At 74.1% G+C, this 21,523-nt stretch carries 22 protein-coding genes; 10 read left to right on the top strand and 12 right to left on the bottom strand.

Annotated elements, in window-relative coordinates:
* Window positions 1-3: 3 nt before the first annotated feature.
* Window positions 4-1,224: an FAD-dependent monooxygenase gene (locus tag ACIRPP_RS02040; RefSeq protein WP_403637119.1), complete on the bottom strand. Its 1,221-nt coding sequence runs from the start codon at window positions 1,222-1,224 to the stop codon at window positions 4-6.
* 378 nt (window positions 1,225-1,602) lie between these two features.
* Here ACIRPP_RS02040 and ACIRPP_RS02035 point away from each other — a divergent pair, with 378 nt between their 5' ends.
* Entirely contained in the window at window positions 1,603-2,004 is a 402-nt protein-coding gene (locus ACIRPP_RS02035) for a tyrosinase cofactor (protein WP_403637117.1), read from the top strand.
* Between the two features lie 35 nt (window positions 2,005-2,039).
* On the top strand, window positions 2,040-2,861 hold the full coding sequence (locus ACIRPP_RS02030) for a tyrosinase family protein (RefSeq protein WP_403637116.1): 822 nt from the start codon (window positions 2,040-2,042) through the stop codon (window positions 2,859-2,861).
* Here ACIRPP_RS02030 and ACIRPP_RS02025 read toward each other — a convergent pair whose 3' ends face one another.
* Complete coding sequence (locus tag ACIRPP_RS02025; protein WP_403637114.1) at window positions 2,862-3,572, bottom strand: ribonuclease H; 711 nt, start codon at window positions 3,570-3,572, stop codon at window positions 2,862-2,864.
* A gap of 63 nt (window positions 3,573-3,635) precedes the next feature.
* On the bottom strand, window positions 3,636-4,430 hold the full coding sequence (locus tag ACIRPP_RS02020; protein ID WP_403637112.1) for a VOC family protein: 795 nt from the start codon (window positions 4,428-4,430) through the stop codon (window positions 3,636-3,638).
* 158 nt (window positions 4,431-4,588) lie between these two features.
* On the opposite strand from ACIRPP_RS02020, the gene ACIRPP_RS02015 reads away from it, so the two are divergent.
* Window positions 4,589-5,539 carry an SGNH/GDSL hydrolase family protein gene (locus ACIRPP_RS02015; protein ID WP_403637110.1) on the top strand — a complete coding sequence of 317 codons (951 nt, stop codon included), beginning with the start codon at window positions 4,589-4,591 and terminating at the stop codon, window positions 5,537-5,539.
* Window positions 5,540-5,900: 361 nt separating this feature from the next.
* Here the strand turns inward: ACIRPP_RS02015 and ACIRPP_RS02010 are convergent, their stop codons facing one another.
* A complete protein-coding gene (locus ACIRPP_RS02010; protein ID WP_403637108.1) occupies window positions 5,901-6,383 on the bottom strand; it encodes a VOC family protein in 483 nt (160 codons plus the stop codon).
* 228 nt (window positions 6,384-6,611) lie between these two features.
* Here ACIRPP_RS02010 and ACIRPP_RS02005 point away from each other — a divergent pair, with 228 nt between their 5' ends.
* Both ACIRPP_RS02005 and ACIRPP_RS02000 read left to right on the top strand, forming a co-directional pair.
* Window positions 6,612-7,268 carry an ATP-dependent Clp protease proteolytic subunit gene (locus ACIRPP_RS02005; protein ID WP_403637106.1) on the top strand — a complete coding sequence of 219 codons (657 nt, stop codon included), beginning with the start codon at window positions 6,612-6,614 and terminating at the stop codon, window positions 7,266-7,268.
* Window positions 7,268-7,870: a ClpP family protease gene (locus tag ACIRPP_RS02000; protein WP_164347466.1), complete on the top strand. Its 603-nt coding sequence runs from the start codon at window positions 7,268-7,270 to the stop codon at window positions 7,868-7,870. Before ACIRPP_RS02005 ends, ACIRPP_RS02000 begins: the two co-directional genes overlap by 1 nt.
* 147 nt (window positions 7,871-8,017) lie before the next feature.
* Here ACIRPP_RS02000 and ACIRPP_RS01995 read toward each other — a convergent pair whose 3' ends face one another.
* On the bottom strand, window positions 8,018-8,422 hold the full coding sequence (locus ACIRPP_RS01995; protein WP_403637104.1) for a helix-turn-helix domain-containing protein: 405 nt from the start codon (window positions 8,420-8,422) through the stop codon (window positions 8,018-8,020).
* A gap of 284 nt (window positions 8,423-8,706) precedes the next feature.
* Between ACIRPP_RS01995 and ACIRPP_RS01990 the strand changes: the two genes are divergently transcribed.
* Window positions 8,707-9,594, top strand: coding sequence for an RNA polymerase sigma factor SigF (locus ACIRPP_RS01990; protein ID WP_164351628.1), 888 nt, complete (start codon window positions 8,707-8,709; stop codon window positions 9,592-9,594).
* Window positions 9,595-9,786: 192 nt separating this feature from the next.
* Here the strand turns inward: ACIRPP_RS01990 and ACIRPP_RS01985 are convergent, their stop codons facing one another.
* Complete coding sequence (locus ACIRPP_RS01985; RefSeq protein ID WP_403637102.1) at window positions 9,787-10,242, bottom strand: ATP-binding protein; 456 nt, start codon at window positions 10,240-10,242, stop codon at window positions 9,787-9,789.
* Window positions 10,243-10,417: 175 nt separating this feature from the next.
* On the opposite strand from ACIRPP_RS01985, the gene ACIRPP_RS01980 reads away from it, so the two are divergent.
* Together ACIRPP_RS01980 and ACIRPP_RS01975 are read left to right on the top strand one after the other, a co-directional pair.
* The gene (locus ACIRPP_RS01980; RefSeq protein WP_403637100.1) at window positions 10,418-11,002 is read left to right on the top strand and encodes a PRC-barrel domain-containing protein; all 585 of its coding nucleotides are present in this window, start codon (window positions 10,418-10,420) and stop codon (window positions 11,000-11,002) included.
* The gene (locus ACIRPP_RS01975; RefSeq protein WP_403637098.1) at window positions 11,002-11,433 is read left to right on the top strand and encodes a PRC-barrel domain-containing protein; all 432 of its coding nucleotides are present in this window, start codon (window positions 11,002-11,004) and stop codon (window positions 11,431-11,433) included. Before ACIRPP_RS01980 ends, ACIRPP_RS01975 begins: the two co-directional genes overlap by 1 nt.
* Window positions 11,434-11,460: 27 nt before the next feature.
* Here the strand turns inward: ACIRPP_RS01975 and ACIRPP_RS01970 are convergent, their stop codons facing one another.
* Window positions 11,461-12,627, bottom strand: a complete 1,167-nt coding sequence (locus ACIRPP_RS01970) for a DUF6777 domain-containing protein (RefSeq protein ID WP_403637096.1) — start codon at window positions 12,625-12,627, stop codon at window positions 11,461-11,463.
* Between the two features lie 180 nt (window positions 12,628-12,807).
* Here ACIRPP_RS01970 and ACIRPP_RS01965 point away from each other — a divergent pair, with 180 nt between their 5' ends.
* Window positions 12,808-14,094, top strand: a complete 1,287-nt coding sequence (locus ACIRPP_RS01965) for a streptophobe family protein (protein ID WP_403637094.1) — start codon at window positions 12,808-12,810, stop codon at window positions 14,092-14,094.
* A 71-nt stretch (window positions 14,095-14,165) separates the two neighbouring features.
* On the opposite strand, the gene ACIRPP_RS01960 is transcribed toward ACIRPP_RS01965, so the two are convergent.
* The 5 genes from ACIRPP_RS01960 to mgrA all read right to left on the bottom strand — a co-directional run bounded on the left by ACIRPP_RS01960 (window position 14,166) and on the right by mgrA (window position 20,468).
* Entirely contained in the window at window positions 14,166-15,149 is a 984-nt protein-coding gene (locus ACIRPP_RS01960) for a serine/threonine-protein kinase (RefSeq protein WP_403637092.1), read from the bottom strand.
* Window positions 15,139-16,401 carry a hypothetical protein gene (locus ACIRPP_RS01955; RefSeq protein ID WP_403637090.1) on the bottom strand — a complete coding sequence of 421 codons (1,263 nt, stop codon included), beginning with the start codon at window positions 16,399-16,401 and terminating at the stop codon, window positions 15,139-15,141. The genes ACIRPP_RS01960 and ACIRPP_RS01955 overlap by 11 nt, the downstream gene beginning before the upstream one ends.
* A gap of 8 nt (window positions 16,402-16,409) precedes the next feature.
* Window positions 16,410-18,740: an FHA domain-containing protein gene (locus tag ACIRPP_RS01950; protein WP_403637088.1), complete on the bottom strand. Its 2,331-nt coding sequence runs from the start codon at window positions 18,738-18,740 to the stop codon at window positions 16,410-16,412.
* Between the two features lie 59 nt (window positions 18,741-18,799).
* Entirely contained in the window at window positions 18,800-19,210 is a 411-nt protein-coding gene (locus ACIRPP_RS01945) for a hypothetical protein (protein ID WP_164342871.1), read from the bottom strand.
* Between the two features lie 265 nt (window positions 19,211-19,475).
* Window positions 19,476-20,468, bottom strand: coding sequence for an L-glyceraldehyde 3-phosphate reductase (gene mgrA, locus ACIRPP_RS01940; protein WP_403637086.1), 993 nt, complete (start codon window positions 20,466-20,468; stop codon window positions 19,476-19,478).
* A gap of 140 nt (window positions 20,469-20,608) precedes the next feature.
* On the opposite strand from mgrA, the gene ACIRPP_RS01935 reads away from it, so the two are divergent.
* The gene (locus tag ACIRPP_RS01935) at window positions 20,609-21,508 is read left to right on the top strand and encodes a LysR family transcriptional regulator (protein ID WP_403637084.1); all 900 of its coding nucleotides are present in this window, start codon (window positions 20,609-20,611) and stop codon (window positions 21,506-21,508) included.
* The last annotated feature ends 15 nt before the right edge of the window (window positions 21,509-21,523 follow it).

Genomic DNA, 21,523 nt, shown 5'->3' with positions numbered 1-21,523 from the left:
CTGTCATCCGTGCCGGTCGACGCGGTGCTGAGTCCGCCGGGCCAGCCTCGGCCCCGCCCAGCGCTTGAACCGCCGCAGGGTCTCCAGGCGCCCGGCCGCCCGGTCGAGCCGGTAGTACAGCTGGGGCGGGACGTACGGCAGCAGGGGTGAGTGGCGCTGGCCGAGCAGGGCGAACATCTGCTCCGGGGGGAGGTCGATGTAGCGCGGGAGGTCCGCGTACCACCGGGCGCTGTGCCGGGCGGCGCTCTGCGCGGGCAGCAGGGCCGCCCGGCGTTCGCGCTCGTAGCGGTCGAGTGCGCGGGGTACGTCGGGCTGGTCGCGCAGGGCCGCGGCGAGAGCGGCGGCGTCCTCCAGGGCGAGGCTGGTGCCCGCGCCGACGGAGTAGTGGGTGGTGTGGGCGGCGTCGCCGACCAGGACCAGGTTGCCGTGGTGCCAGGTGCGGTTGGTGACGGTGCGGAAGGTCTCCCAGCGGGCGGCGCCGCCGGTGCCGGTGCGGCCGGTGAGGGGGTGGCCGTCGAGGACGTCGGCGAAGATCTTCTCCAGCAGGGCGAGTCCCTCGGCCTCTCCGGCGCGGTCGAGTCCGAGGCCGGTGAAGGTGCCGGGGCCGCACTCGATCACGCAGGTGCTGCGGCCGGGCCCGTAGGGGTAGCCGTAGCACCAGATCCAGCCGTGCTCGGTCCGCACGAAGGAGTGGGTGAAGGCCTCGAAGACCTTGGTGGTGCCGAGCCAGATGTAGGGGTGGGGCCCGGTGGTGAGGCGGGTGCCGAAGTGGTCGGCGTGGCGGGTGCGCAGGGCGCTGTGCACGCCGTCGGCGGCCACCACCAGGTCGGCGCCGGGCAGCCGGTCCGCCGGGATCTCGCTGCCGAAGGCGAGGTGGACGCCGAGACCGCGGGCGCGGTCGGCGAGCAGGCCGAGCAGCCGGTGGCGTCCGATGCCGTGCCCCTGGTCGCCCCGGTGCCGCGTGGTCAGTTCCCGCTCCCGGTCGCGGACGTGGGCGACGCCCTCCCGCCAGTGCACGGAGTGGGTCTCCATGGCGCGGGCCGACTCCGGGTCGTGCGCGCGCAGGCGCTCCAGCAGGGGCCGCCAGTAGGTCACGCCCCAGCCGTAGGTGGAGCCCTCCGGGCCGCGTTCGTGGACGGTGACGTCGTGGGAGGGGTCGTGGAGTTTCAGCAGGACGGAGAGATACAGGCCGGCGGGACCGCCGCCGACGCAGACGACCTTCACGCGCACCTCTGGGGGGACTCTGGGATGCCGGGAGAATCCGGGCATGACGGACAGCAGTCGGATGCGCACGCAGAGTAGCAGGCACGGGTGGCTGATCCGCGGGTCCGCGATCGCGTCATTCTCGCGGCGTGACGGACACCACGGGATGCGCGACGGCGCGCCAAGGATCGGCCCGCCGGGCGCCGCGCACGCAAGGAATTACCCGTTCCGCCGCGCACCGCACCCCGGACACAGCAAGATCATCTTCGTTCAACTCTGTACCGCATGGGATGAATTGCCCGGATCGCAGCCAACCGGTCCGTGGGGATTTCTCCGGTACCGGCGGACCCGGTAGGCATACGGGGTCCCCCCACGCATCCGCCCCGCCCAGGAGGTCCCATGCCCGAACTCAGCCGCCGCCGTGCGCTCACCGCCGCCGCGGCCCTGACCGTCACCGCGGGTGCCGCCGCGGCCCACGGCACCACCGCGCGCGCCGCCGCCGACGACCACGGCCACCACGACTCCCCCGCCACCTTCGACGAGGTCTACAAGGGCCGCCGCATACAGGGCCGGCCCGCATCCGGCGGCGGGCACCACCATCACGGCGGGCCCCCGGTCGCGGTGTTCGTCGACGGGGTGGAGCTGCACGTGATGCAGAACGCCGACGGCACCTGGATCAGCGTGGTCAGCCACTACGACCCGGTCCCCACCCCGCGTGCCGCCGCCCGCGCCGCGGTCGACGAGCTGCAGGGCTCCCCGCTCCTGCCCTTCCCCGCCACGACCGCCGCCGCCGCCAACTGAACCGTGCCGTCCGCACGTTGGGAGTACCACCGCACATGACCGTCCGCAAGAACCAGGCGTCGCTGACCGCCCAGGAGAAGCGCCGTTTCGTCGCCGCCCTGCTGGAGCTGAAGCGTTCCGGCCGCTACGACGCGTTCGTCTCCACCCACAACGACTTCATCGTCTCCGACACCGATCACGGCCCGCGCACCGGCCACCGCTCCCCGTCGTTCCTGCCCTGGCACCGCAGATTCCTGCTGGAGTTCGAGCGGGCCCTGCAGTCCGTGGACGCGTCGGTGGCCCTGCCGTACTGGGACTGGACCACCGACTCCTCGGTGCGGTCCTCCCTGTGGGCGCCCGACTTCCTCGGCGGCAGCGGGCGCAGCCGGGACGGCCGGGTGATGGACGGCCCGTTCGCCGCGTCCGGCGGCAACTGGCCCATCGCGGTGCGGGTGGACGAACGCACCTACCTGCGGCGGGCGCTCGGCGCGGGCGGGCTGCGCCTGCCCACCCGGGCCGACGTGGAGTCCGTGCTGTCCATGCCCACGTACGACATGCCGCCCTGGAACAGCGGTTCGGACGGGTTCCGCAACCACCTGGAGGGCTGGCGGGGCGTCAATCTGCACAACCGGGTGCACGTGTGGGTCGGCGGGCACATGGCCACCGGGGCCTCCCCCAACGACCCGGTGTTCTGGCTGCACCACGCCTACATCGACAAGCTGTGGTCGGAGTGGCAGCGCCGGCACCCCGGGTCCGGCTACCTCCCGGCCACCGGCACCCCGGACGTCGTCGACCTGGACGAGACCATGCGGCCCTGGCACGACACGACCCCGGCCGCGCTGCTGGACCACACCCCGCACTACACCTTCGACGCCTGATCAGGCGGTGCGGGCCGTCCGGCACTCCGGGTGGCCCCAGCCGCCGTCGTTCCGGGCGATGGGCTCCCCCGCCGCGTAGGAGCGCCCGCACACACAGCGTCCGGGGAACTTCGCCTTCAGGGTGCGGGCGGAGCCGCCCTTGCGTGTCCCGGCCGCGCCGGCCCGGCCCTGCTTTCCGCGCCGTGCGGCGCCGGAGGGCGGGGTGTCCGGGGCGGGCGGCGGCTCGGGAGAGCCCAGCTCGCTGCCCGCGTCCTCCTGCTCGGTGGCCGCCCGGCTCGCGGCGCGGTCGGCGAAGTCGTTGAGCGGGTCCCCGTCCACCTGGTGGGCGGGGACGTAGCGGAACTCGACCGACCGGTCCCGCAGCAGTTCGTCGATGCGCACCACGAGTTCCTGGTTGGCGACCGGTTTGCCGGCCGCCGTGCGCCAGCCGTTGCGCTTCCAGCCGGGCAGCCAGGTGGTGACGGCCTTCATGGCGTACTGCGAGTCCATCCGGACCTCGAGCGGCACGGCGGGGTCGGTGGCCGCCAGCAGCCGTTCCAGGGCGGTCAGTTCGGCGACGTTGTTGGTGGTCCTGCCGAGCGCGCCGGCGTGCCAGCGCACCGGGTTCTGAGAGTCGTCGGCGATCACCCAGGCCCAGCCGGCCGGTCCGGGATTCCCCTTCGACGCGCCGTCGCACGCGGCCACCCATCGTTCACCCATGGCCCCGATCATGCCACGGCCGCCGTGCCCTCCCGCACGGCCCTTTCCGGGCGCGGGCCGGTGCCGCGGTCCACGTCAGTCCACGTCGGCGGTGTCCGGGAAGGTGCCCTCGGTGGTGGTGATGTCGATCACGGAGAAGTTGGCGCCCTGCGGGTCGCTGACCGCGGCGAACCGTCCGAAGGGCGTCGTCATCGGCCCGAACCTCAGGATGCCGCCCAGTTCGGAGGCCCGGGTCACGGCCGCGTCGCAGTCGGGGACGGTGAAGTAGACGTTGATGTAGGGCGGCACCTCGGGCGGGAAGTCGTCGGTCATCCGCATCCGGCCGAGGACGCTCTGCTCGCCCAGGTCGTAGATCCGGAAGTCCATCTCGTCCGTCAACTGCTTCTGCCGGTAGGAGAAGACGGCGGGGAAGAAGGCGTCGGAGGCGTCCGGGTCCCGGGTGTAGACCTCCGCCCAGCAGTAGGCGCCGGGGACGGCCATCGCCTGGAACCCCTCGTGCGTACCGGCCTGCCAGACCCCGAACACGACCCCGCCGGGGTCCCGGGCCAGGCACATCGTCCCGAAGTCACCGACCGGCATGGGGTTCATCAGCAGCTCGCCGCCGTGCTCCCGGATCCGGGCGGCAGCGGCGGCGGCGTCCTCGGCCGCGAGGTACAGGCACCACTGCGAGGAGCCCTCCTGGCCCGGCATGGGCGGCACGACGGCCGCCACCGCCTTCCCGTCCACGTACGCCTGCGTGTAGTTGCCGTACTCCGACGACGTGTCGCCGAAGGTCCAGCCGAGGACCTCTCCGTAGAACCTCTTCGCTCCCTCGATGTCGTTGAACATCGCGTCGGCCCAGCAGGGGGCTCCCTCGGGTTGTACGGCCATGACGTCGACCCTCTTTCGAACGGGCGGTCGGTCCGGTTCTCCACGCTAGCCACGGCCACCCCGCCGCGCGCGCCGAGTGGCCGGGAGACGGTCTTCCGCCCTCGGCCGCTCTGTGCTTGCCTGAGGGCCGTTTCGCCGGCCGTGGTGGGAGTCGCCCTGTGCGCACAGCGTGGATCGTGGGTGGGGTGCTGTGCGCCGTGCTGCTCGGCGGGTGCGGGGACCCGGAGTCGGAACCGGCGGCCGGCCCTCCGCCGTCCGCGTCGCCACCGGCCACCACGCACCAGCGGCCCGCCGCCACCGCCTCCCCCGGCACCGCCTCTCCCGGCACGGCGCCGGCCACGGCGGACGCCGCGCCCGCACGGCCGCCGTCGGTGCTGTACCTCGGCGACTCGCTCGCCATGGAGAGCCGGCAGGTGCTCGGGCGCGAACTGCGTACGGACCTGCGCGCCCGGTACACCAGCGCCCCCTACTCCGGCACCACCCTGTGCGACTACCTGGAAGGGAGCCCCGGCCGCTCCCTGGTGCCGGCCGCGGACAAGGCGGCGGCCCTGGTGCGCAGCGTGCGGCCCGACTACGTCGTGCTGCAGTTCTGGGGCAACGCCTGGGACTACACCCCCTGCATGAAGGGCGTCTCCCACGCCACCTCGAAGGACGCGTACTTCCGCCGGTACGCGGCCGACGCGCGGCGGCTCACCGAGCAGATCCACGCGGCGGGCGGCGCCGGCCGTCCGCGCATCGTGTGGGTGCTGCAGGGCCCCGACCCGATGACACCCGACCGGGTCCGCCGGGTGAACGCCCTCTACCGCGAGCGGGCCGCCGCCTCCGGTGACCTGGTCGCCGACGCGGGACGAGCGGTGAGCCCCGAGGACGGCCGGTACACCTGGGCGCAGTACCTGCCCTGCACCGCCCACGAGCGTTCCCACGACGGGTACTGCACCCAGCCCGGGCGGGACCGGACGGCCCTGCACCGGGACGACGACCACCTCCACTTCTGTCTGGCGCCCACCACCTCGACGCCGAGGCCGTGTCCGGTGACCTCCCCCGGGATCGTCCGCATCGCCCGGGAGATCACCCGCGCGATCGGGGAGCACGCCCGCGCCGCGGGCTGACCGGCGCCCGGGCCGGCGGGCGCCGGGTGCGCGGCGCGCACGGAGGACGCGGCGGTGGCCCGGGAATCGCGGCGGGAAACCGTTCGACCGCGGGCGGGCGGGCCCGGTGGGACGCCGATGACCGCGATGAAGATGCGTCCCGACGTGGCCGAGCGCGCCTGACGGGCCGGCCGGCGCACCGACGCCAGGGCGCAGGGGGCCGCCCGGGCATCCTCGCCCGGCCGGTCCGGAGCCGTTCCCGTGGCCGTCGCGCACCCCGCGATCCGCACGCGCGGCACGGTCGGCGGCAGCGTGGCCCACGCGGATCCCGCCGCAGAGCCGGCGGGGCGGGTCGCCGGGCCTCCCCGGCCCGGCCCGGCGCTCACCCGCCCGCGTAGGCCTTCTCCAGCTCGGCCAGGTCCAGCTTCTGCATGCCGAGCATCGCCTTCATGGCGCGGTCCGCCCTGGCCGGGTCCGGATCGGCGATCATGTCGTCCAGCCGGGTCGGGGTGACCTGCCAGGACACGCCGAAACGGTCCTTGAGCCAGCCGCACGGGCCGTGGCTGCCGCCGCCCTCGACCAGCTTGTCCCAGAAGTGGTCGATCTCGGCCTGGTCGGCACAGCCGATCTGGAAGGAGATCGCCTCGGAGAAGGTGAACTCCGGTCCGCCGTTGAGCGCGACGAACTTCTGGCCGTGGGCCGTGAACTCGACGGTCAGGACGCTCCCCTCGGGCCCCGGACCGGACGCGGGGTACCGGGTGACCCGGCCGAGGTGGGAGTCCTTGAACACGGAGACGTAGAAGTGCGCGGCCTCCTCGGCGCGTCCGTCGAACCACAGGCAGGTGGTGAAGCCGTCGGTGGTCATGAGTACCTCCAGTGCGTGGAACGGTGTCGGGGATAGGGACCGGCCGGGGCCCCGGAACTCATCGGTGCGGGCCCCGGCCGTCCGGCGCGCGCCGGACGGCGGCGGGTGCGCTCTGCCCGTGGCGAATCTGCGGCGGGCAGAGAAGGCTCCCCGGCGGGCGCCCGGCGGCCGACAGTGAGGGCACGCGGTCGCAGCGGCCGCGTTCCGACGACCACCGCAGGAGCGCCCATGGCACCCTTCACCGCCGGCCCGTGGCCGGACATCTCACCCCGGGCCGAGGAGGGCGACACACCGCCGACCCGGTTCGACGACCACCTCGCCGCCCAGCTGCTCGCGCAGCGCATCGTGCTGCTGGGCACCCAGGTCGACGAGGTCTCCGCCAACCGTGTCTGTGCCCAGCTGCTGATCCTGTCCGCCGAGGACGCGCACACCGACATCGCTCTCTACGTCAACAGCCCCGGCGGCTCCGTGCACGCCGGACTGGCGATCTACGACACGATGCGGCTGATCCCCAACGACGTGTCGACGCTCGCCATGGGCTTCGCGGCCAGCATGGGGCAGTTCCTGCTGAGCGTGGGCACGCCGGGCAAGCGCTTCGCCCTGCCGAACGCGCGGATCATGATGCACCAGCCGTCGGCGGGCATCGGCGGGACGACCGCCGACATCGAGATCCAGGCGGAGAACCTGGAGTTCACCAAGCGGACCATCGAGCGGATCACCGCCGAGCACACGGGCCGGACGGCGGAGGAGATCTCCCGCGACGGCGACCGCGACCGCTGGTTCACGGCCGAGGAGGCCAGGGAGTACGGCATGGTCGACCGGGTGGTGCAGTCGCTCGCCGACGTCCGCCCGGCCGCCGGCCGTCCGAGGATGGGACTGCGCTGATGGGCAGCTACACGATTCCGAACGTCGTCGAGCGCACCGCGCGGGGCGAACGGTCCTACGACGTCTTCAGCAGGCTCCTGTCGGAGCGGATCGTCTTCCTGGGCACCGAGATCGACGACGGCGTCGCCAACGTCGTCATCGCGCAGCTGCTGCACCTGGAGGCGGAGGCGCCGGAGAGCGAGATCGCGCTCTACCTCAACTCGCCGGGCGGCTCCTTCACCTCGCTCATGGCGATCTACGACGCCATGACGTTCGTCCGGGCGCCGATCTCCACCTTCTGCGTGGGTCAGGCGGCCTCCACGGCGGCCGTGCTGCTGGCCGGGGGCGACCCGGGGCGGCGGTTCGTGCTGGAGCACGCGCGGGTGCTGCTGGGCCAGCCCGCCACGGGCGGGCAGCGGGGCACCGTCTCCGACCTGTCGCTCCGCGCCCAGGAGATGGTGCGGATCCGCTCCCAGGTGGAGGAGGTGCTGTCCCGCCACACCCACCACGACGTGGCGACCCTGCGCGCGGACATGGACCGCGACAAGGTGTTCACCGCGCCGGAGGCCGTCGCCTACGGCCTCGCCGACGAGGTACTGAGCCGGCGCGTCGTCGGCGTCTGAGCCCGGGCCCGCCGGCGCCCCCGGGCTGGGCCGTGTCCTTCGGATCACCCCGGGGCCGCGGGGCACCGGCGCTGTCAGGGCGCCGTCGATCCGAGTCGGAGTGATCCGAACGACACGGCCTGGGGGCCGGCGGGCGGACGGCCGTCGTCAGGCGGCCAGGCACAGTCCGCCGTGGTGCGCGCCGGACGGGGCCGTGGCGGGGGCCTTGGCGCCGGGGGCCGCGGCGCCGGACCGCCGGGCGGTGCTGCTCGCGAGGTCGTGGTGGACGCGGGCCAGCAGGTCGCCGAGCCCCAGACCGAGGGCCCGGGCCGCGGCGGCGAGGACCTCCGAGGATGCCTCCTTGCGGCCCCGTTCCACTTCTGACAGATAGGGCATGGAGATGCGGGCCGCTTCGGCGACGTCCTTCAGGGTGCGTTCCTGGGCCAGCCGTTCGCGGCGCAGCACGTCTCCGACCAGGTCCCGCCACAGGGGTTCCCTGGGTGCGGGCGCCGGGCGGGCGGCAGCCGGTCGCAGGGGGATGACCCGGGCGTCGTTCGGCGCTTGGTTCGTCACCCCCTCAGCCTAGGAATCCGGGCGCCCGGGGGAAGGGAGCGGCGTTCCGCCCTGAGTGAAGTCCGCGCCCGCGACCAGCCGGAACACAAGGTTCCGCCCCGGGGCTGCCGGCCGGCCCGGACGCCCGTACCATCGGACGGACGGCGTGCCCTCCCCCGCGGTGGGCACCCGCTGCCGATTGTCCGGAACACGGTGTGCATGTGTGGGCACATGCGGGGTACCCGCTCGTCCTGAGGGCGAGGCAGCCCAGCACATGTCCGCCGTGATGCTCGTGGGGAGAGGTAATGGAGACCGCCGTGATCCGGCCGCAGGCGCAGGTCGTCGACGAGAACACCGAGGCCAGTACGGGTGACGGAGGCCTGCCTGGGGTGGCGGACCCGCGGGCGGTCGCCCCGCGCGACGCCCGGGAACTGTCCCGGCAGTTCTTCCGCCGTCTGACGGAGCTCGAAGAGGGCACCCACGAATACCAGTACGCGCGCAACACCCTCATCGAGATGAACATGTCGCTCGTGCGCTTCGCCGCCGGTCGCTTCCGCGGCCGGGGCGACGACATGGAGGACATCGTCCAGACCGGCATGATCGGTCTGATCAAGGCGATCGACCGGTTCGAGCTCTCGCGCGAGGTCGAGTTCACCTCCTTCGCGCTGCCGTACATCGTCGGCGAGATCAAGCGTTTCTTCCGGGACACCACCTGGGCCGTGCACGTGCCGCGGCGGCTGCAGGAACTGCGCGTGGAGCTGGCGAAGGCCCGCGAGGAGCTGGCTAGCCGGCTGGACCGCGAGCCGACCGTCGCCGAGCTCGCCACGCTGATGAACATCACCGAGGACCAGGTCATCGAGGGCCAGATCGCGGCGAACGGCTACAACTCCTCCTCCCTGGACGCCGCCCTCACCGGTGACGGCCCGGAGCAGGGCGAGGCCGTGCTGGCGGACTTCATCGGGGTGGAGGAGGAAGGGCTGCGGCTCGTCGAGGACTTCCACGCCCTGGCCCCGCTGATGGCGGAGCTCAGCGAACGCGACCGGCAGATCATCCACATGCGGTTCGTGGAGGAGGCCACCCAGGCGGAGATCGGTGAGCAGCTGGGCTGCTCGCAGATGCACGTCTCCCGGCTGATCAAGCGGATCATCACCCGGCTCCGCGAGGGCATGCTGGGCGAGCTGGGCTGCGCCTGAGCCCACACCCTCCCGGACGGCTTTCGCGGCTGCCGTCCCCCCTCCCGCGCTGTGCGCGGAGCAGGGGGGACGGCAGCCGCAGCGTTTGTGGCCGGGTTCAGTCAAGCGAGCGGGATCACCGGACAGGCGAGGACGACGCCGTCGGTCCTGCGGACCGCACGGGAAAAAAGAAACGAGACGCGGTGGTCCGGTTCAGCCCTCGGCGAGGTTCAGCTCGGCGCGCACGCACTTGCCGACCGGGACCCGTTCCACGGTGACGTTGTCCACCAGGGCGCGGACGATCTCCAGGCCGTGCCGGCCGACGCGCTCGGGATCGCGGGGGAACACCCGGGGCAGGGTGACGCTGCTGTCGAAGACCGTGACGGCGAGCGAGGTGTCGGTGCCCTCCAGCTCCAGGATGTAGGGGCCGTTGCTGTGCCGGTCCGCGTTGGTGACCAGCTCGCTGACCACGAGCAGGACGGCACCGTCGACGCGTTCGTCGATGGTGGCGCACCAGTCGGTCCGCAACTGCTCGAGGAAGAGCGCGGCGAAGGCGCGCGCCTCGGCAATGCATCCGGGCTCGCCGGTGAAGTGTGCGGCCCGCCGCAGCGGTTCCACGGGCACGTCGAAACCAGTCGGTATCACTGCCCCGTCCAGGTGGTCGGTCATGCGTTTCTCTCTGAAAGCCGGGCTGGCCGGACGCTCTGCACCAGTCCACGTACCCCGAGTCCGGCGCGGCAGTCCCCCTGACCCGTGTATGCCTGAGCACACCGGGGGAACCCGGTGCCCGGACCCGCGGGGCGCCCGGTCCGCGGGCCCGGCGCGGCGGGCGGAAGGACGGGCCATGAACGAACTGATGGCGGTGAGGAGCCTGACGATGCTACCTGTGGTCACCCTCGGCGGTGACGCGGTCGCCCACGTCAAGGACACCCTCCTCGACGGCACGGCCGGACACGTCACCGGATTCACCGTCACCGGGCGGGGCCTGCTGTCGGGTCCGCTGCGGCAGAGCCTGCCCTGGCCCGCCGTGTACGCCCTCGGCCCGGACGCCGTCATGGTCCGCGACGAGCAAGCCCTGCTCGGTCTGCCGCTGTCGGCGGTACGGGGGGACGCACTGCGCGGGCGGCTGCTGGGGGCCCGGGTTGTGACCGAGGAGGGCGAGCCCGTGGGCACCGTGCTGGACGTCCTCGTCGAGGGCGGCACCAGCGGCCGGGTGGCCGCCTTCCGCCTCGCCGCCCGGCGCGAACTGGTGCGCGGCTCCCGGCACCACCGGCACCGGGCCTATCTCCCGCGGGCCGAGGCGCTGTCCGTCTCCGGCCGGACCCTGGTCGTCCCCGCGCACGCCACCGCCTACGTCGCCGACGACCTGACGGGCTTCGTGTCCCGGGCCGGGGCCCTTCACGAGCGTGCGAGGAGCGCACCGCGGTGATGCCGTACGCCCGGCTGCGGGGACTGCCCGTCCTGGTCACCGGGGCGCGGGGCGGTGTGCGGCGGCTCGGCGCGGTCGAGGCGCTGACGTTCGACGTCGCCACCGGAGCCGTCACCCACGTGCGGGTACGGCGCGGCCGGCTGCGGGGCGGGAGCGTGCTGCCGTGGAGCGCGGTGCAGGCCGTCGGACCGGAGGGGGTCCGGGTACGGCTGCCGGACCGTCCGGTGGCGGCGCCGGAACACCGGGAGCTGATCGGACGACCGGTGCTGACCGACGCGGGCCGGGCCCGCGGCACGGTGCTGGACGCGGCCTTCGACCCGGCCACCGGACGCCTGGAGGTGGTCCTGACCACGTCGGGCGCGCTGCCCGCCGGGCGGCTGAGGGGGCTCGGCGACCACGCGCTGGTCGTCCGGTCGGGTCCGGGCGGCTGACCCCTCTACCCCGGCGGCCGGCGGGGGCTAGGACGACACGACCGGGGGCGCGGTCATGCTGCCGGCCGACTCGGGCGTGTCGGAGGCGGGCGGCGGCGGGGGCGGTGCCGACGACTCGGACGCCGGGGACTCACCGGTCGGGGTGTCGCCGTTGTCCGGGCCGGTGTCGGTGGTGGGCGGACCGGTCGGCGTGGTGGGCCCGTCCGGAGGAGTGGTCGTCCCGTCGGAGTGCGGCGACGTGGGAGTGGTCGGGCCGGTCGAGGGGCTCCGGTGGTCGGGCGGCTCGGTCGGGCGGTCCTTGCCGCCCTTGTCGCCCGGGTTCCGCTCGAACCAGCCGCCGTCGGAGTCGCGCACCACGAACTTCTTCACCGGCCGCTCCGACGGCTCCACCACGACGGTGTTCGAGGCGTTGAACCCGGGCCACGGCTTGCCGGTGTGGCGCGGCGAGGACTGGGCGACCGGCTCGGTCAGCGGGTTGCCGCAGGCGCAGCGGACCCGGGGCACTCCCCGGTCGTCCACCAGGACGGCGGTCCCGGCCTGCAGCACGGCCTGGTACTGGGTGGCGGCCCCGTCGCGGTAGCCGTGGTTGGTGACGCGGGTGTCCATGCGCAGTTGCAGCGGGGTGAGCGAGCGCAGATAGCCGGGCACGTCCCCGGGGGCGACGTCGGCCACGTCGGCGAACGCCTCGTTCTTGGCCGGCACCTCCTTCAGGTACCGGATCTGCTGCTCCACGTCGCAGGCGGCGGCGTCCTGGGTGCCCCCGTACAGGCCGGGGGCACCGCCGTCGACGGTGCGCACCGCGTTGGCGGAGGCGGATCCGGTGGGCGCGGACGGGGTGACCGTCGGGGCGGAGGTGTCCTCGGCGGTCGACTCGGTGAACGGGTCGGGGCCCTCCGAGTTCGCGGACTGGAGGAAGACCTCCCCGCCGGCGGCCTGGTCACTGGTGCCGCCGCCGCCGGAGCGGGTGAACACCACGGTGAGGATCACGGCGACCGCCACGGCGGCCGCGATCGCCGCGATGCCGGGTACCGAACGCCACCACGGCCGCCGCCCCGGCCCGGGCGGGCCGGCCGAGGAGCCGCCTCCGGTGGGCGGCGGCTGGGACGGTGGGCCCGAGGGAGGCTGCGAGGGGCCGGACAGCGGTCCGGACGGAGGTCCGGTGGGCCGGCCTGAGGACGGGGGTTCGACGCTCACGAGCTCTTCTTCCCGCGCGGGTGGTCCGCGGCAGTCACACATCGCGCCGGATACCGGAGGCGATGCCTGCGCCTTGTGCCCTACCTGTTCATTGTGTGCTCGGGGGGTGCGCCGCCCGCAAGCCGACGCGGACGGACCTCCCGGCGGGCGCCGCCTGTCGGGCCTGCTTAGCGTGACCGAGTGACCTCACGCACCCTCTCCGGCCCGGCGGTCGCGCGGCACGGCTGGGTCCAGGCCCTCCTCACCGTGCTCGGCGGTCTGCTCGCCATGGGCGTGGTCGCCGCGCTCGGCCTGTGGGCGGCCGGGGCCACGGACCTGCCCGACGGCTCCTTCCCCTCCGTGGTCGCCGCGACGGTGGTCACGGCCGTCGGCGGAACGGTGGAACTCTCCGGCGACGCCGGCGGACTCGCCGGTACCGAAGGGGGTCTGACGGTCATTCCGCTGTCCGTGACCCTCACCGGGGCGCTGGTCGTCGGCTGGGGCTTTCTGCGCCCGCTGCGCCACCGGGCGGTCGCCGGGGCGCCGGAGCTGGCCGGCTGGGCCGCCCGGATCGCCGCCCTGTGGCTGATCGCCCTGCTCGGCCTGGCGTTCGCCGCCCGGCGCACGTTCGAGATCTCCCTCGGGGAGGGGGCGCTCGGAGACCTCGGTGACCTCTTCGGCGTCCGGCCGAAGGTCGGCTTCTCCACCGACGTGCTGCCGACGGTGCTGATCGGCCTGGTCTGGCTGGCGGGGGTGCTGGTGCTGGCCCTGCTGGTGTCGCGGGGCGCGCCGCTGCCGGGCGGGCTGCTGCGCTTCCAGTCATCGGTGCGGCCCGCCGCCCACGCCATGGTGCAGCTGCTCCTGGCCTACGTGGTCGTCGCCCTCCTGATCGCCCTGGTGGTCGCCGTCACCCGCGGCCACGCGGCCGAGACCTTCGCGGTGATCCTGCTGGGCCTGCCCAACGTGGCCTGGCTCGCGCTGACCATCGGCCTCGGGGCCACCTGGGACGGCAGGGTCGACGGGCCGTTCGGGCTGCCCATGCCGCACGTCCTGGACGAGGTCCTGCGCACCCCGGACATCTCCGCGCTCGACCTGGGCACGCTCGCCGAGTACGACGGCCGGGTGTGGTGGCTGCCGGTCGTGGACGCGGTGCTGCTGCTGACCACCGCCTTCGTCATGGCGGCCCTGTCGCCCGCCCGGATCCGGGCCTGGCAGCACGCGGTGCACATGGCGGTGGCGCTCGCCCTCACCGTGCTGATGATCTGCCTCATGGCCCGGATCTCCGCCCGCCTCGGCCTGTCCGTCCTCGGCATCGGCGACCTGGGCGACGGCCTGTCGGGGCAGGTGCTGCTGCGGCCCCGGCTGTGGAGCGCCCTGGGGCTGGCGTTGCTGTGGGGCCTGGTCACCGGTTTCGCCGGCGCGCTGCTGGCCCGGCGGGTGCGCCGGCGGGGCGAGACGGACGCGGGCCCGGCGCCGGACCGGCCCTGACGGCCGGGCGGCGAGGGTGCCCGAGGGTGTCGGACAGGGACTCCGCTCGTGTCCCCGGCCGCCCGGGGCGGCTAGCCGGGGGGTTCGAACACCGGGTGTGCCCAGCGGGGCGGCCGCTTCGGCGGGCCCTCCTCCGGCCGGGGGACGCGCGCCGCCACGTGGGTGGCGGGGCGGGGGCTGCCGGTCGAGGCCGTGCGCAGCGCGGCGACGAAGTCCAGGCAGGAGGCGTAGCGGTCGTCGGGGCTCTTGGCGAGGGCCTTGGCGAGGACGGCGTCGGCCTGCGGGGCGAGGTCGGGCCGGTCGGCGGTCAGGCGGGGCGGGTCGTCGTACTGGTGGGCCCACAGCAGCGCCATGTCGTCGTCGCGGCGGAAGGGCGGATGCCCGGCAAGCGTCTCGTGGACGACACAGGCGAAGCCGTACACGTCGCAGCGGGCGTCGACGGGACGGCCGGAGATCTGCTCGGGCGCGACGTAGTCGAGGGTGCCGACGAACTGGCCGACGGTGGTGAAGCCGGTCAGTGACAACGACTTCTTGGTGAGCCCGAAGTCGGTGAGGTAGACGTGCTCCGGGTGGTCGCTGTCGGTGCCGCGGGAGACGAGGATGTTGCCCGGTTTGACGTCGCGGTGCACCAGCCCGTGGTCGTGGGCGGCGTCGAGCGCGGACGCCACCTGGGTGGCGATGCGCAGCGCGGTGGGCAGCGGCAACGGGCCCTCCCGGTCGAGGAGGTGGCGCAGATCGCTGCCGGCCACGTACCGCATGGCGATGTACAGGATGCCGTCCGTCTCCCCCGCCTCGAACACCGGCACGATGTGCGGGTGGTCGATCGCGGCGGCGGTGCGGGACTCGTGGGTGAAGCGGCGGCGGAAGGTGTCGTTGCGGGCGAGTTCCGGGGCGAGCAGTTTCAGGGCCACGGTACGGTCCAGCCGCAGGTCCCGAGCCCGGTAGACGACCGCCATGCCGCCCCGCCCGATCTCGTCCTCGATCAGGTATCCGGCGACCTGCTGCCCGGTCAGCTCGGCGGGACGCCCGGCGAAGAGGCTGGTGTCACGGCTCATCGGACGTCACCCTGCCGGGGGACACGACCCGGGTGGGCTCCTCGGGCCCGGGCGGCGGCCCGGGTGTGCCGGAGACGAGCCGGGTGGGCGGATGCCCCGCGGACCCGTCCGGTCGGCTCGGCCCGCCCGGCTCGTCCTGCCCGTCCGCCGCACGGTCGGCCGGGAGCTCGGCGGGTCCGGGGGCCGTCGCGCCTCCGGCGGCGGGCTCGGCCGGGGCGGCCGCCTCCGCGCGCCCGACCGCCGGCGCACGCCCGGCGGCCGGCACCTGCTGTGCGGCGGCCTCGCGGGCCATCGCCGGTCCCGGACCCGGTTCGGGCTCCGGTTCGGGTTCCGCCGGTGTCCCGCGGGCCGTCGCCGGTTCCGGTTGTCCGGGATCAGCCGGTGTCCCACGGGCCGGTGCCCGACGGTCGGGGTCCGCTCCGGCGGGCCCCCGTCCCGGCGAGCCGGTGCCGTCCGGCGGACCGGACACCAGCCGGGTCGGTTCGGCGTCCGGGGCGCCCCTGCCGGCGGGCGGCCCGTCGCCCTCCTGCGCGGGAGTGCGGACCGGCGGCCCCTCCGCGTCGGACACCACGCGAGTGGGCGTGTACTGCGGGCGGGGCGGGTCGGCCGCCGGGACGGGTCCGTCCGAGGCGGCCCGGCGTCCGCGGTTCTCGTCCCCGGAGACCACGCGGGTCGGCGGGTGCGCCGGCGCTCCCCGGGGCGCCGCGGCCTCCGGAGCGGCCGGTGTGGCCGGTGTGGCCGGTGTGGCCGCCGCGTCCTGGACGGCCCGCGGCGGCTCGTCGGGGGCGTAGGTGTGCAGGTGGGCGCCGTCGGTGTAGAGCCAGCGGCCGTGGGCCGAGTCGTAGAGCCAGGCGGATTCGCCGTCGACGACGATGCCGACACGCAGGCCGCGGGTGCGCTGCCGGAACGCCTCGCCGTCGAGACCGCCCTCCGCCAGGTTGTCGGCCGCGGTCCGGTAGCGGGCCAGGGCCTCCTCGACGCGGGTCAGCAGCGGCCGGGGGTCGGCGGTCCGGGCGGGCGGGGCGTCGGCGGCGGGCGGGTCCTCGGGGACGGCGAGCAGGCGGCGGCCGTCGACCCAGGCCGACCAGCCGTTGGAGCACAGCACGTGCCCCCAGTCACCGCGGGACTCGGTCAGCTGCACGGGCAGCAGCGGGTCGAGGTCGGCGGTGGGCCGGGAGGGGTCGGGCTCCTCCCAGGCGGGCATGCCGTGCCGCGGCACGACGTGGGTGGGCCGGAAGGCGGGCATGGTCATCGCGGGGACTACCTCCGCATCACGACGGGTTCGTGGCGGCGCAGCAGCCGGGAGACGCCGAACGCGAACAGCGCCGCCAGCACCACCAGCATCCCCACGTCGAGCAGCCAGACGCCCACGGAGTGCCGCATGATCGGGTCCGAGGTCAGGTCGCCGGGCGACATCCTGGCGAGGTCGACGGTGCCGGCCATCGCGCCGAGCGCCCAGCGGGAGGGCACCAGCCAGGACAGCTGTTCCAGGCCGGGCACGCCGTCGAGTTTGAGCAGCGCGCCGCAGAACACGACCTGGACGATGGCGAGCAGCACCAGCAGCGGCATCGTCACCTCCTCCTTGCGCACCAGCGCGGACACGAGGAGGCCGAGGGTCATGGCGGTGAAGGCCAGCAGCGCCACGGCCACCGTGATCTCCACCAGCGGCGGCATGAGGACGCCTTCGCCGCCCGGCGCGTTGAGGTCGACGCCGAGGAGGGCGACCAGGGTGAGGACGACGGCCTGGAGCACGGTGACGGTGCCGAGGACGACGATCTTGGAGAGCAGGTAGGCCGATCTGGACAGGCCGACGGCCCGTTCCCGGCGGTGGATGGCACGCTCCTTGACCAGTTCCCGTACGGCGTTGGCGGCGCCGGTGAGCACCGCGCCGACGCACAGGATGAGCAGGGTGTTGGAGACGGTCTCCCGGGTGAGGGCGCCGCCGGCCAGGGCGCGGGCCATCGCACCCATCACGAACGGCAGCGCGATCATGATCGCGAGGAAGGTGCGGTCGGCGCTCAGCGCGGCCGCGTACCGGCGTACCAGGGTGCTCAGTTGTGCGGCGCGGCTGCGCGGCCGGGGCGGCGGGGCGATGACGACCGGGCCGGACCGGGGCTGCGGGGGCTGTTCGGTGGCGTCGGCGATGTAGCGGCCGTGGAAGGGGGAGGTGCGGTAGTCCCCGGCCCAGTCGCGGTCCCGGTCACGTTCGAAGGCCTCGAATGCCTCGGGCCACTGTTCGAAGCCGAAGTACGCCAGGGCGTCGTCGGGCGGCCCGTAGTAGGCGATGTGCCCGCCGGGGGCGAGGACCAGGAGCCGGTCGCAGACGTCGAGGCTCAGCACGCTGTGGGTGACGACGATGACGGTGCGGCCGTCGTCGGCCAGGCCGCGCAGCATGTGCATCACGGAGCGGTCCATGCCGGGATCCAGGCCGGAGGTCGGTTCGTCGAGGAACAGCAGGGAGGGTTTCGTCAGCAGTTCGAGGGCGACGCTGACCCGCTTGCGCTGTCCGCCGGAGAGGCTGTGCACCGGCTGGTCGGCCCGCTGTTCCAGGCCGAGTTCGCGGATCACCTCGTCGACGCGGGCCCGGCGTTCGGCCTTCGCGGTGTCCTGGGGGAAGCGCAGTTCGGCCGCGTAGGACAGGGCGCGGCGGACGGTGAGCTGGGCGTGCAGGATGTCGTCCTGCGGGACGAGGCCGATGCGCTGGCGCAGCTCGGCGTAGTCGCGGTAGAGGTCGCGGCCGTCGTAGAGGACCGTGCCGTGGTCGGCGGGGCGCTGGCCGGTGAGGGCGTTGAGGAGGGTGGACTTGCCGGCACCGCTGGGGCCGACCACGGCGAGCAGGCACTTCTCCCCCACCGGGAAGGACACGTGGTCGAGCAGGACCTTGCGGCCCCGGTCGACGGCGACGGTGAGGTCCTGGACGTCCAGGGAGACCTCGCCGGTGTCGACGTACTCCTGGAGTTCGTCGCCGACCAGGCAGAACGCCGCGTGGCCGATGCCGACGATGTCGCCGGGGCCGACGGGGGCGCGGGTGACGGGCGCGCCGTTGAGGTAGGTGCCGTTGTGGCTGCCGAGGTCGGCGATCTCGTAGGTGCCGTCGGGCAGGGCCCGCAGTTCGGCGTGGCGCCGGGAGACCACGAGGTCGTCGAGGACGAGGTCGTTGTCGCCGCTGCGGCCGATGCGGATGGTGCGGGCGGGCAGCGGCCGGACCTCGGTGGGCCGGCGGTAGGTGCCGGTGAGGGCCGGGTGGGACACGGCCGACAGGCGTTCCGGGACGGGCGGCGCGGGGTCGGTGAGGACGGCGCGGGGTCCGGTGTCGGGGCTGCCGAAGCGGATGACGCTGCCGGGGCCGACGTCGCGGGCGGCGACGCGCTGTCCGTCGGCGTAGGTGCCGTTGGTGCTGTGCTCGTCCTGGAGGGTCCAGTGGCCGTCCGTGGGGCGGAGCACCGCGTGGTGCCAGGAGACCCGGGCGTCGTCGATGACGATGTCGCACAACGGGTCGCGTCCGACGTGGTAGTCGCGGACCGGGGTCATCCGGGTGGATCCGGTGTCGGTCTCCAGGACGAGCTCGGGTGCTGCCGATCGCTCCGCCATGCCTGGATTCTACCGATTGGTCCGTTCGGGTGCCCGGCGTGGAGCGGCGTCCGGCCCGGTCAGCCGACGGGGATGCTGAGCACCGGGGCGGCGCGCTGCATGCGCAGGGTGTCCACGGACTCGGCCAGCAGTTCGTACTCGGTGGTGTCGTCACCGGTGGCGACGCGGACCATGCGTCCGGCGGCCAGCGCGTCGGCCATCTCCTGCTGCCGGGCGACGTCGCCGCACCAGGCGCGCAGGGTGGAGGGTACGTCGGGCACGCCGTCGGGGACGGGGACGAGCGCGCCCGACGGTAAGTGCTCGGCCTCCGGCTGCGGGTCGAGGCGCTCGGCGATCCAGGAGGCGCGGTCGCGCAGCCACCACAGGGCGAGGGCGAGGGTGGGCGCCCGGTAGGTGCCCAGGGGTACTCCGATGCGGCGTCCGTCGCAGACACCGTAGGCCGTGACGTGGCACAGGAATTCGTCGTGCACGTGTGTCTCCCCCGCTGCGTGGCTCGCGTGCTCCGCCGGCCGCCCGGCGCGCGTGCTGTGCGTGAGGGCGCCGTCGCGCGGTGTGAAGCGCTCTCAGTCTGAGTATGTTCACGACTGAAACACTGTCACCATATGTTTCCGGCCAGTCTCCTGGCATATTCACCCGGATCCGGGGGACGCATCCGCGTCAGCACGACGGCGGGGGCCGCGCGCGTGGCACGGCCCCCGCCGTCCGGCCCGCCCGGGCCGCGGCCCGGGCGCGACGTCACTGCTTGACGACGGCGTCGATGCGCTCCAGTTCCTCCGCGTCGAAGGAGAGGTTGCGGGTGGCCGCGACGCTGTCCTCCAGCTGACCCGGGCTGCTGGCCCCGACCAGGGCGGAGGTGACGCGCCCGCCGCGCAGCACCCAGGCCAGCGCCATCTGCGCCAGGCTCTGGCCGCGCGACTCGGCGATCGAGTTGAGCGTGCGCAGCCGGGCCACCAGGTCCTCGGTGAGGGCGTCCGTCTTCAGGAACGGGCTGTCGCCCGCCGCCCGCGAGTCCTCGGGGATGCCGTCGAGGTAACGGGCCGTCAGCAGCCCCTGCTCCAGCGGCGAGTAGGCGATGGAGCCGACCCGCAGGTCGTCGAGCGTGTCGAGCAGGCCCTCGTCCTCCGGGCGGCGGTCCAGCATCGAGTAGCGGGGCTGGTGGATCAGCAGCGGGGTGCCCAGCTCGCCGAGGATCCGGGCGGCCTCCCGGGTCTGCTCCGCCGAGTAGTTGGACACGCCGACGTAGAGCGCCTTGCCCTGCTGGACCGCCGAGTGCAGGGCGCCCATCGTCTCCTCGAGCGGGGTGTCCGGGTCGAAGCGGTGGGAGTAGAAGATGTCGACATGGTCGAGGCCCATGCGCGTCAGGCTCTGGTCCAGCGAGGACAGCAGGTACTTGCGGGAGCCCCATTCGCCGTACGGGCCGGGCCACATGAGGTAGCCGGCCTTGGTGGAGATCACCAGTTCGTCGCGGTACGGCGCGAAATCCTCCCTCAGCGCCTCACCGAGGGCCGACTCGGCGGCGCCGGGCGGCGGGCCGTAGTTGTTGGCGAGGTCGAAGTGGGTGACGCCGAGGTCGAAGGCGCGGCGCAGGATGGCACGCTGGGTCTCGGCCGGACGGTCGGGGCCGAAGTTGTGCCACAGGCCGAGCGAGAGCGCCGGCAGCTTCAGACCGCTGCGTCCGGTGCGCCGGTAGGGCAGGTCCGCGTAACGGTCGGGGTGCGGGGTGTACAACGCGACTCCAGAGGGGTTGGCACACGGATCGGGCAGGTTCACGGACGGTTCGGTGGAACCGTGCGTCCACTCTGTCCCGGCCCGGCGGCAGCAGTCCAACAGAAGAATCCGATGGGATTCAGCGGTTAGGCTTCTCAATCATGGAACTGCGCCACCTCCAGCACTTCGTCGCCGTCGCCGAGGACCAGCACTTCACCCGGGCGGCGGAACGGCTCATGGTCTCCCAGTCGGGCCTGTCGGCCTCCATCCGCGCGCTGGAGCGGGAGCTGCAGACACCGCTGTTCGTCCGGACGACCCGCAGGGTGACGCTCACCGAGGCCGGGCGGGCGCTGCTGTCCGAGGCCCAGGGGATCCTGGCCCAGGTGCGGGCGGCGCACGAGGCGGTGGCCGCGGTGCAGGGCGTGCTGCGCGGGACGCTCGCGGTGGGCACCGAGCAGTGCATCGCCGGGGTGCACGTGGCGGAGCTGCTCGCCGCCTTCCGGCGGCGCCATCCGGACGTGGAGATACGGCTGCGCCAGTGGGGTTCGGCCGCACTCGCGGAGGAGGTCGCGACGGGGCGCCTGGACCTCGCCTTCGCGTACCGGACGGAGGGGGACGGCGACCACCTGCGGTCGGTCCCGCTGACCAGCGAGCCGATGACCGTGCTCTGCCATCCCGATCACCGGCTCGCCCGGTCCGGGGCGCCGGTGACCCCGCACGACCTGGCCGGGCAGGTCTTCGTGGACTTCCACCCCGACTGGGGGCCGCGCCGGGCCACCGACGCCGCGTTCGCCGCGGCCGGCGTGCGCCGCACGGTCGCGCTGGAGGTGAACGACGTGCACAGCCTGCTCGACCTCGTCGACCAGGACCTGGGGGTCGCCGTCGTGCCGCGGCACTTCCGGCACAAGCGCGAGAGCCTGGCCGCGCTGCCGCTGAAGGGCACCGGCGAGGCGGTCTACGAGACCGTCGCCCTGGTGCCGTCCCCGCGGGCCACCAGCCCGGCGGCCCGGGCCCTGATGGCCTTCCTGGGCGACGGCGAGGCCCGGGACGGCACCGGCTGAGCGGTCCGGGCCGCG

The sequence above is a fragment of the Streptomyces sp. NPDC101219 genome (genome assembly GCF_044767675.1).
GTDB lineage: Bacteria > Actinomycetota > Actinomycetes > Streptomycetales > Streptomycetaceae > Streptomyces.
This window is presented reverse-complemented; position numbering and strand designations above follow the sequence as displayed.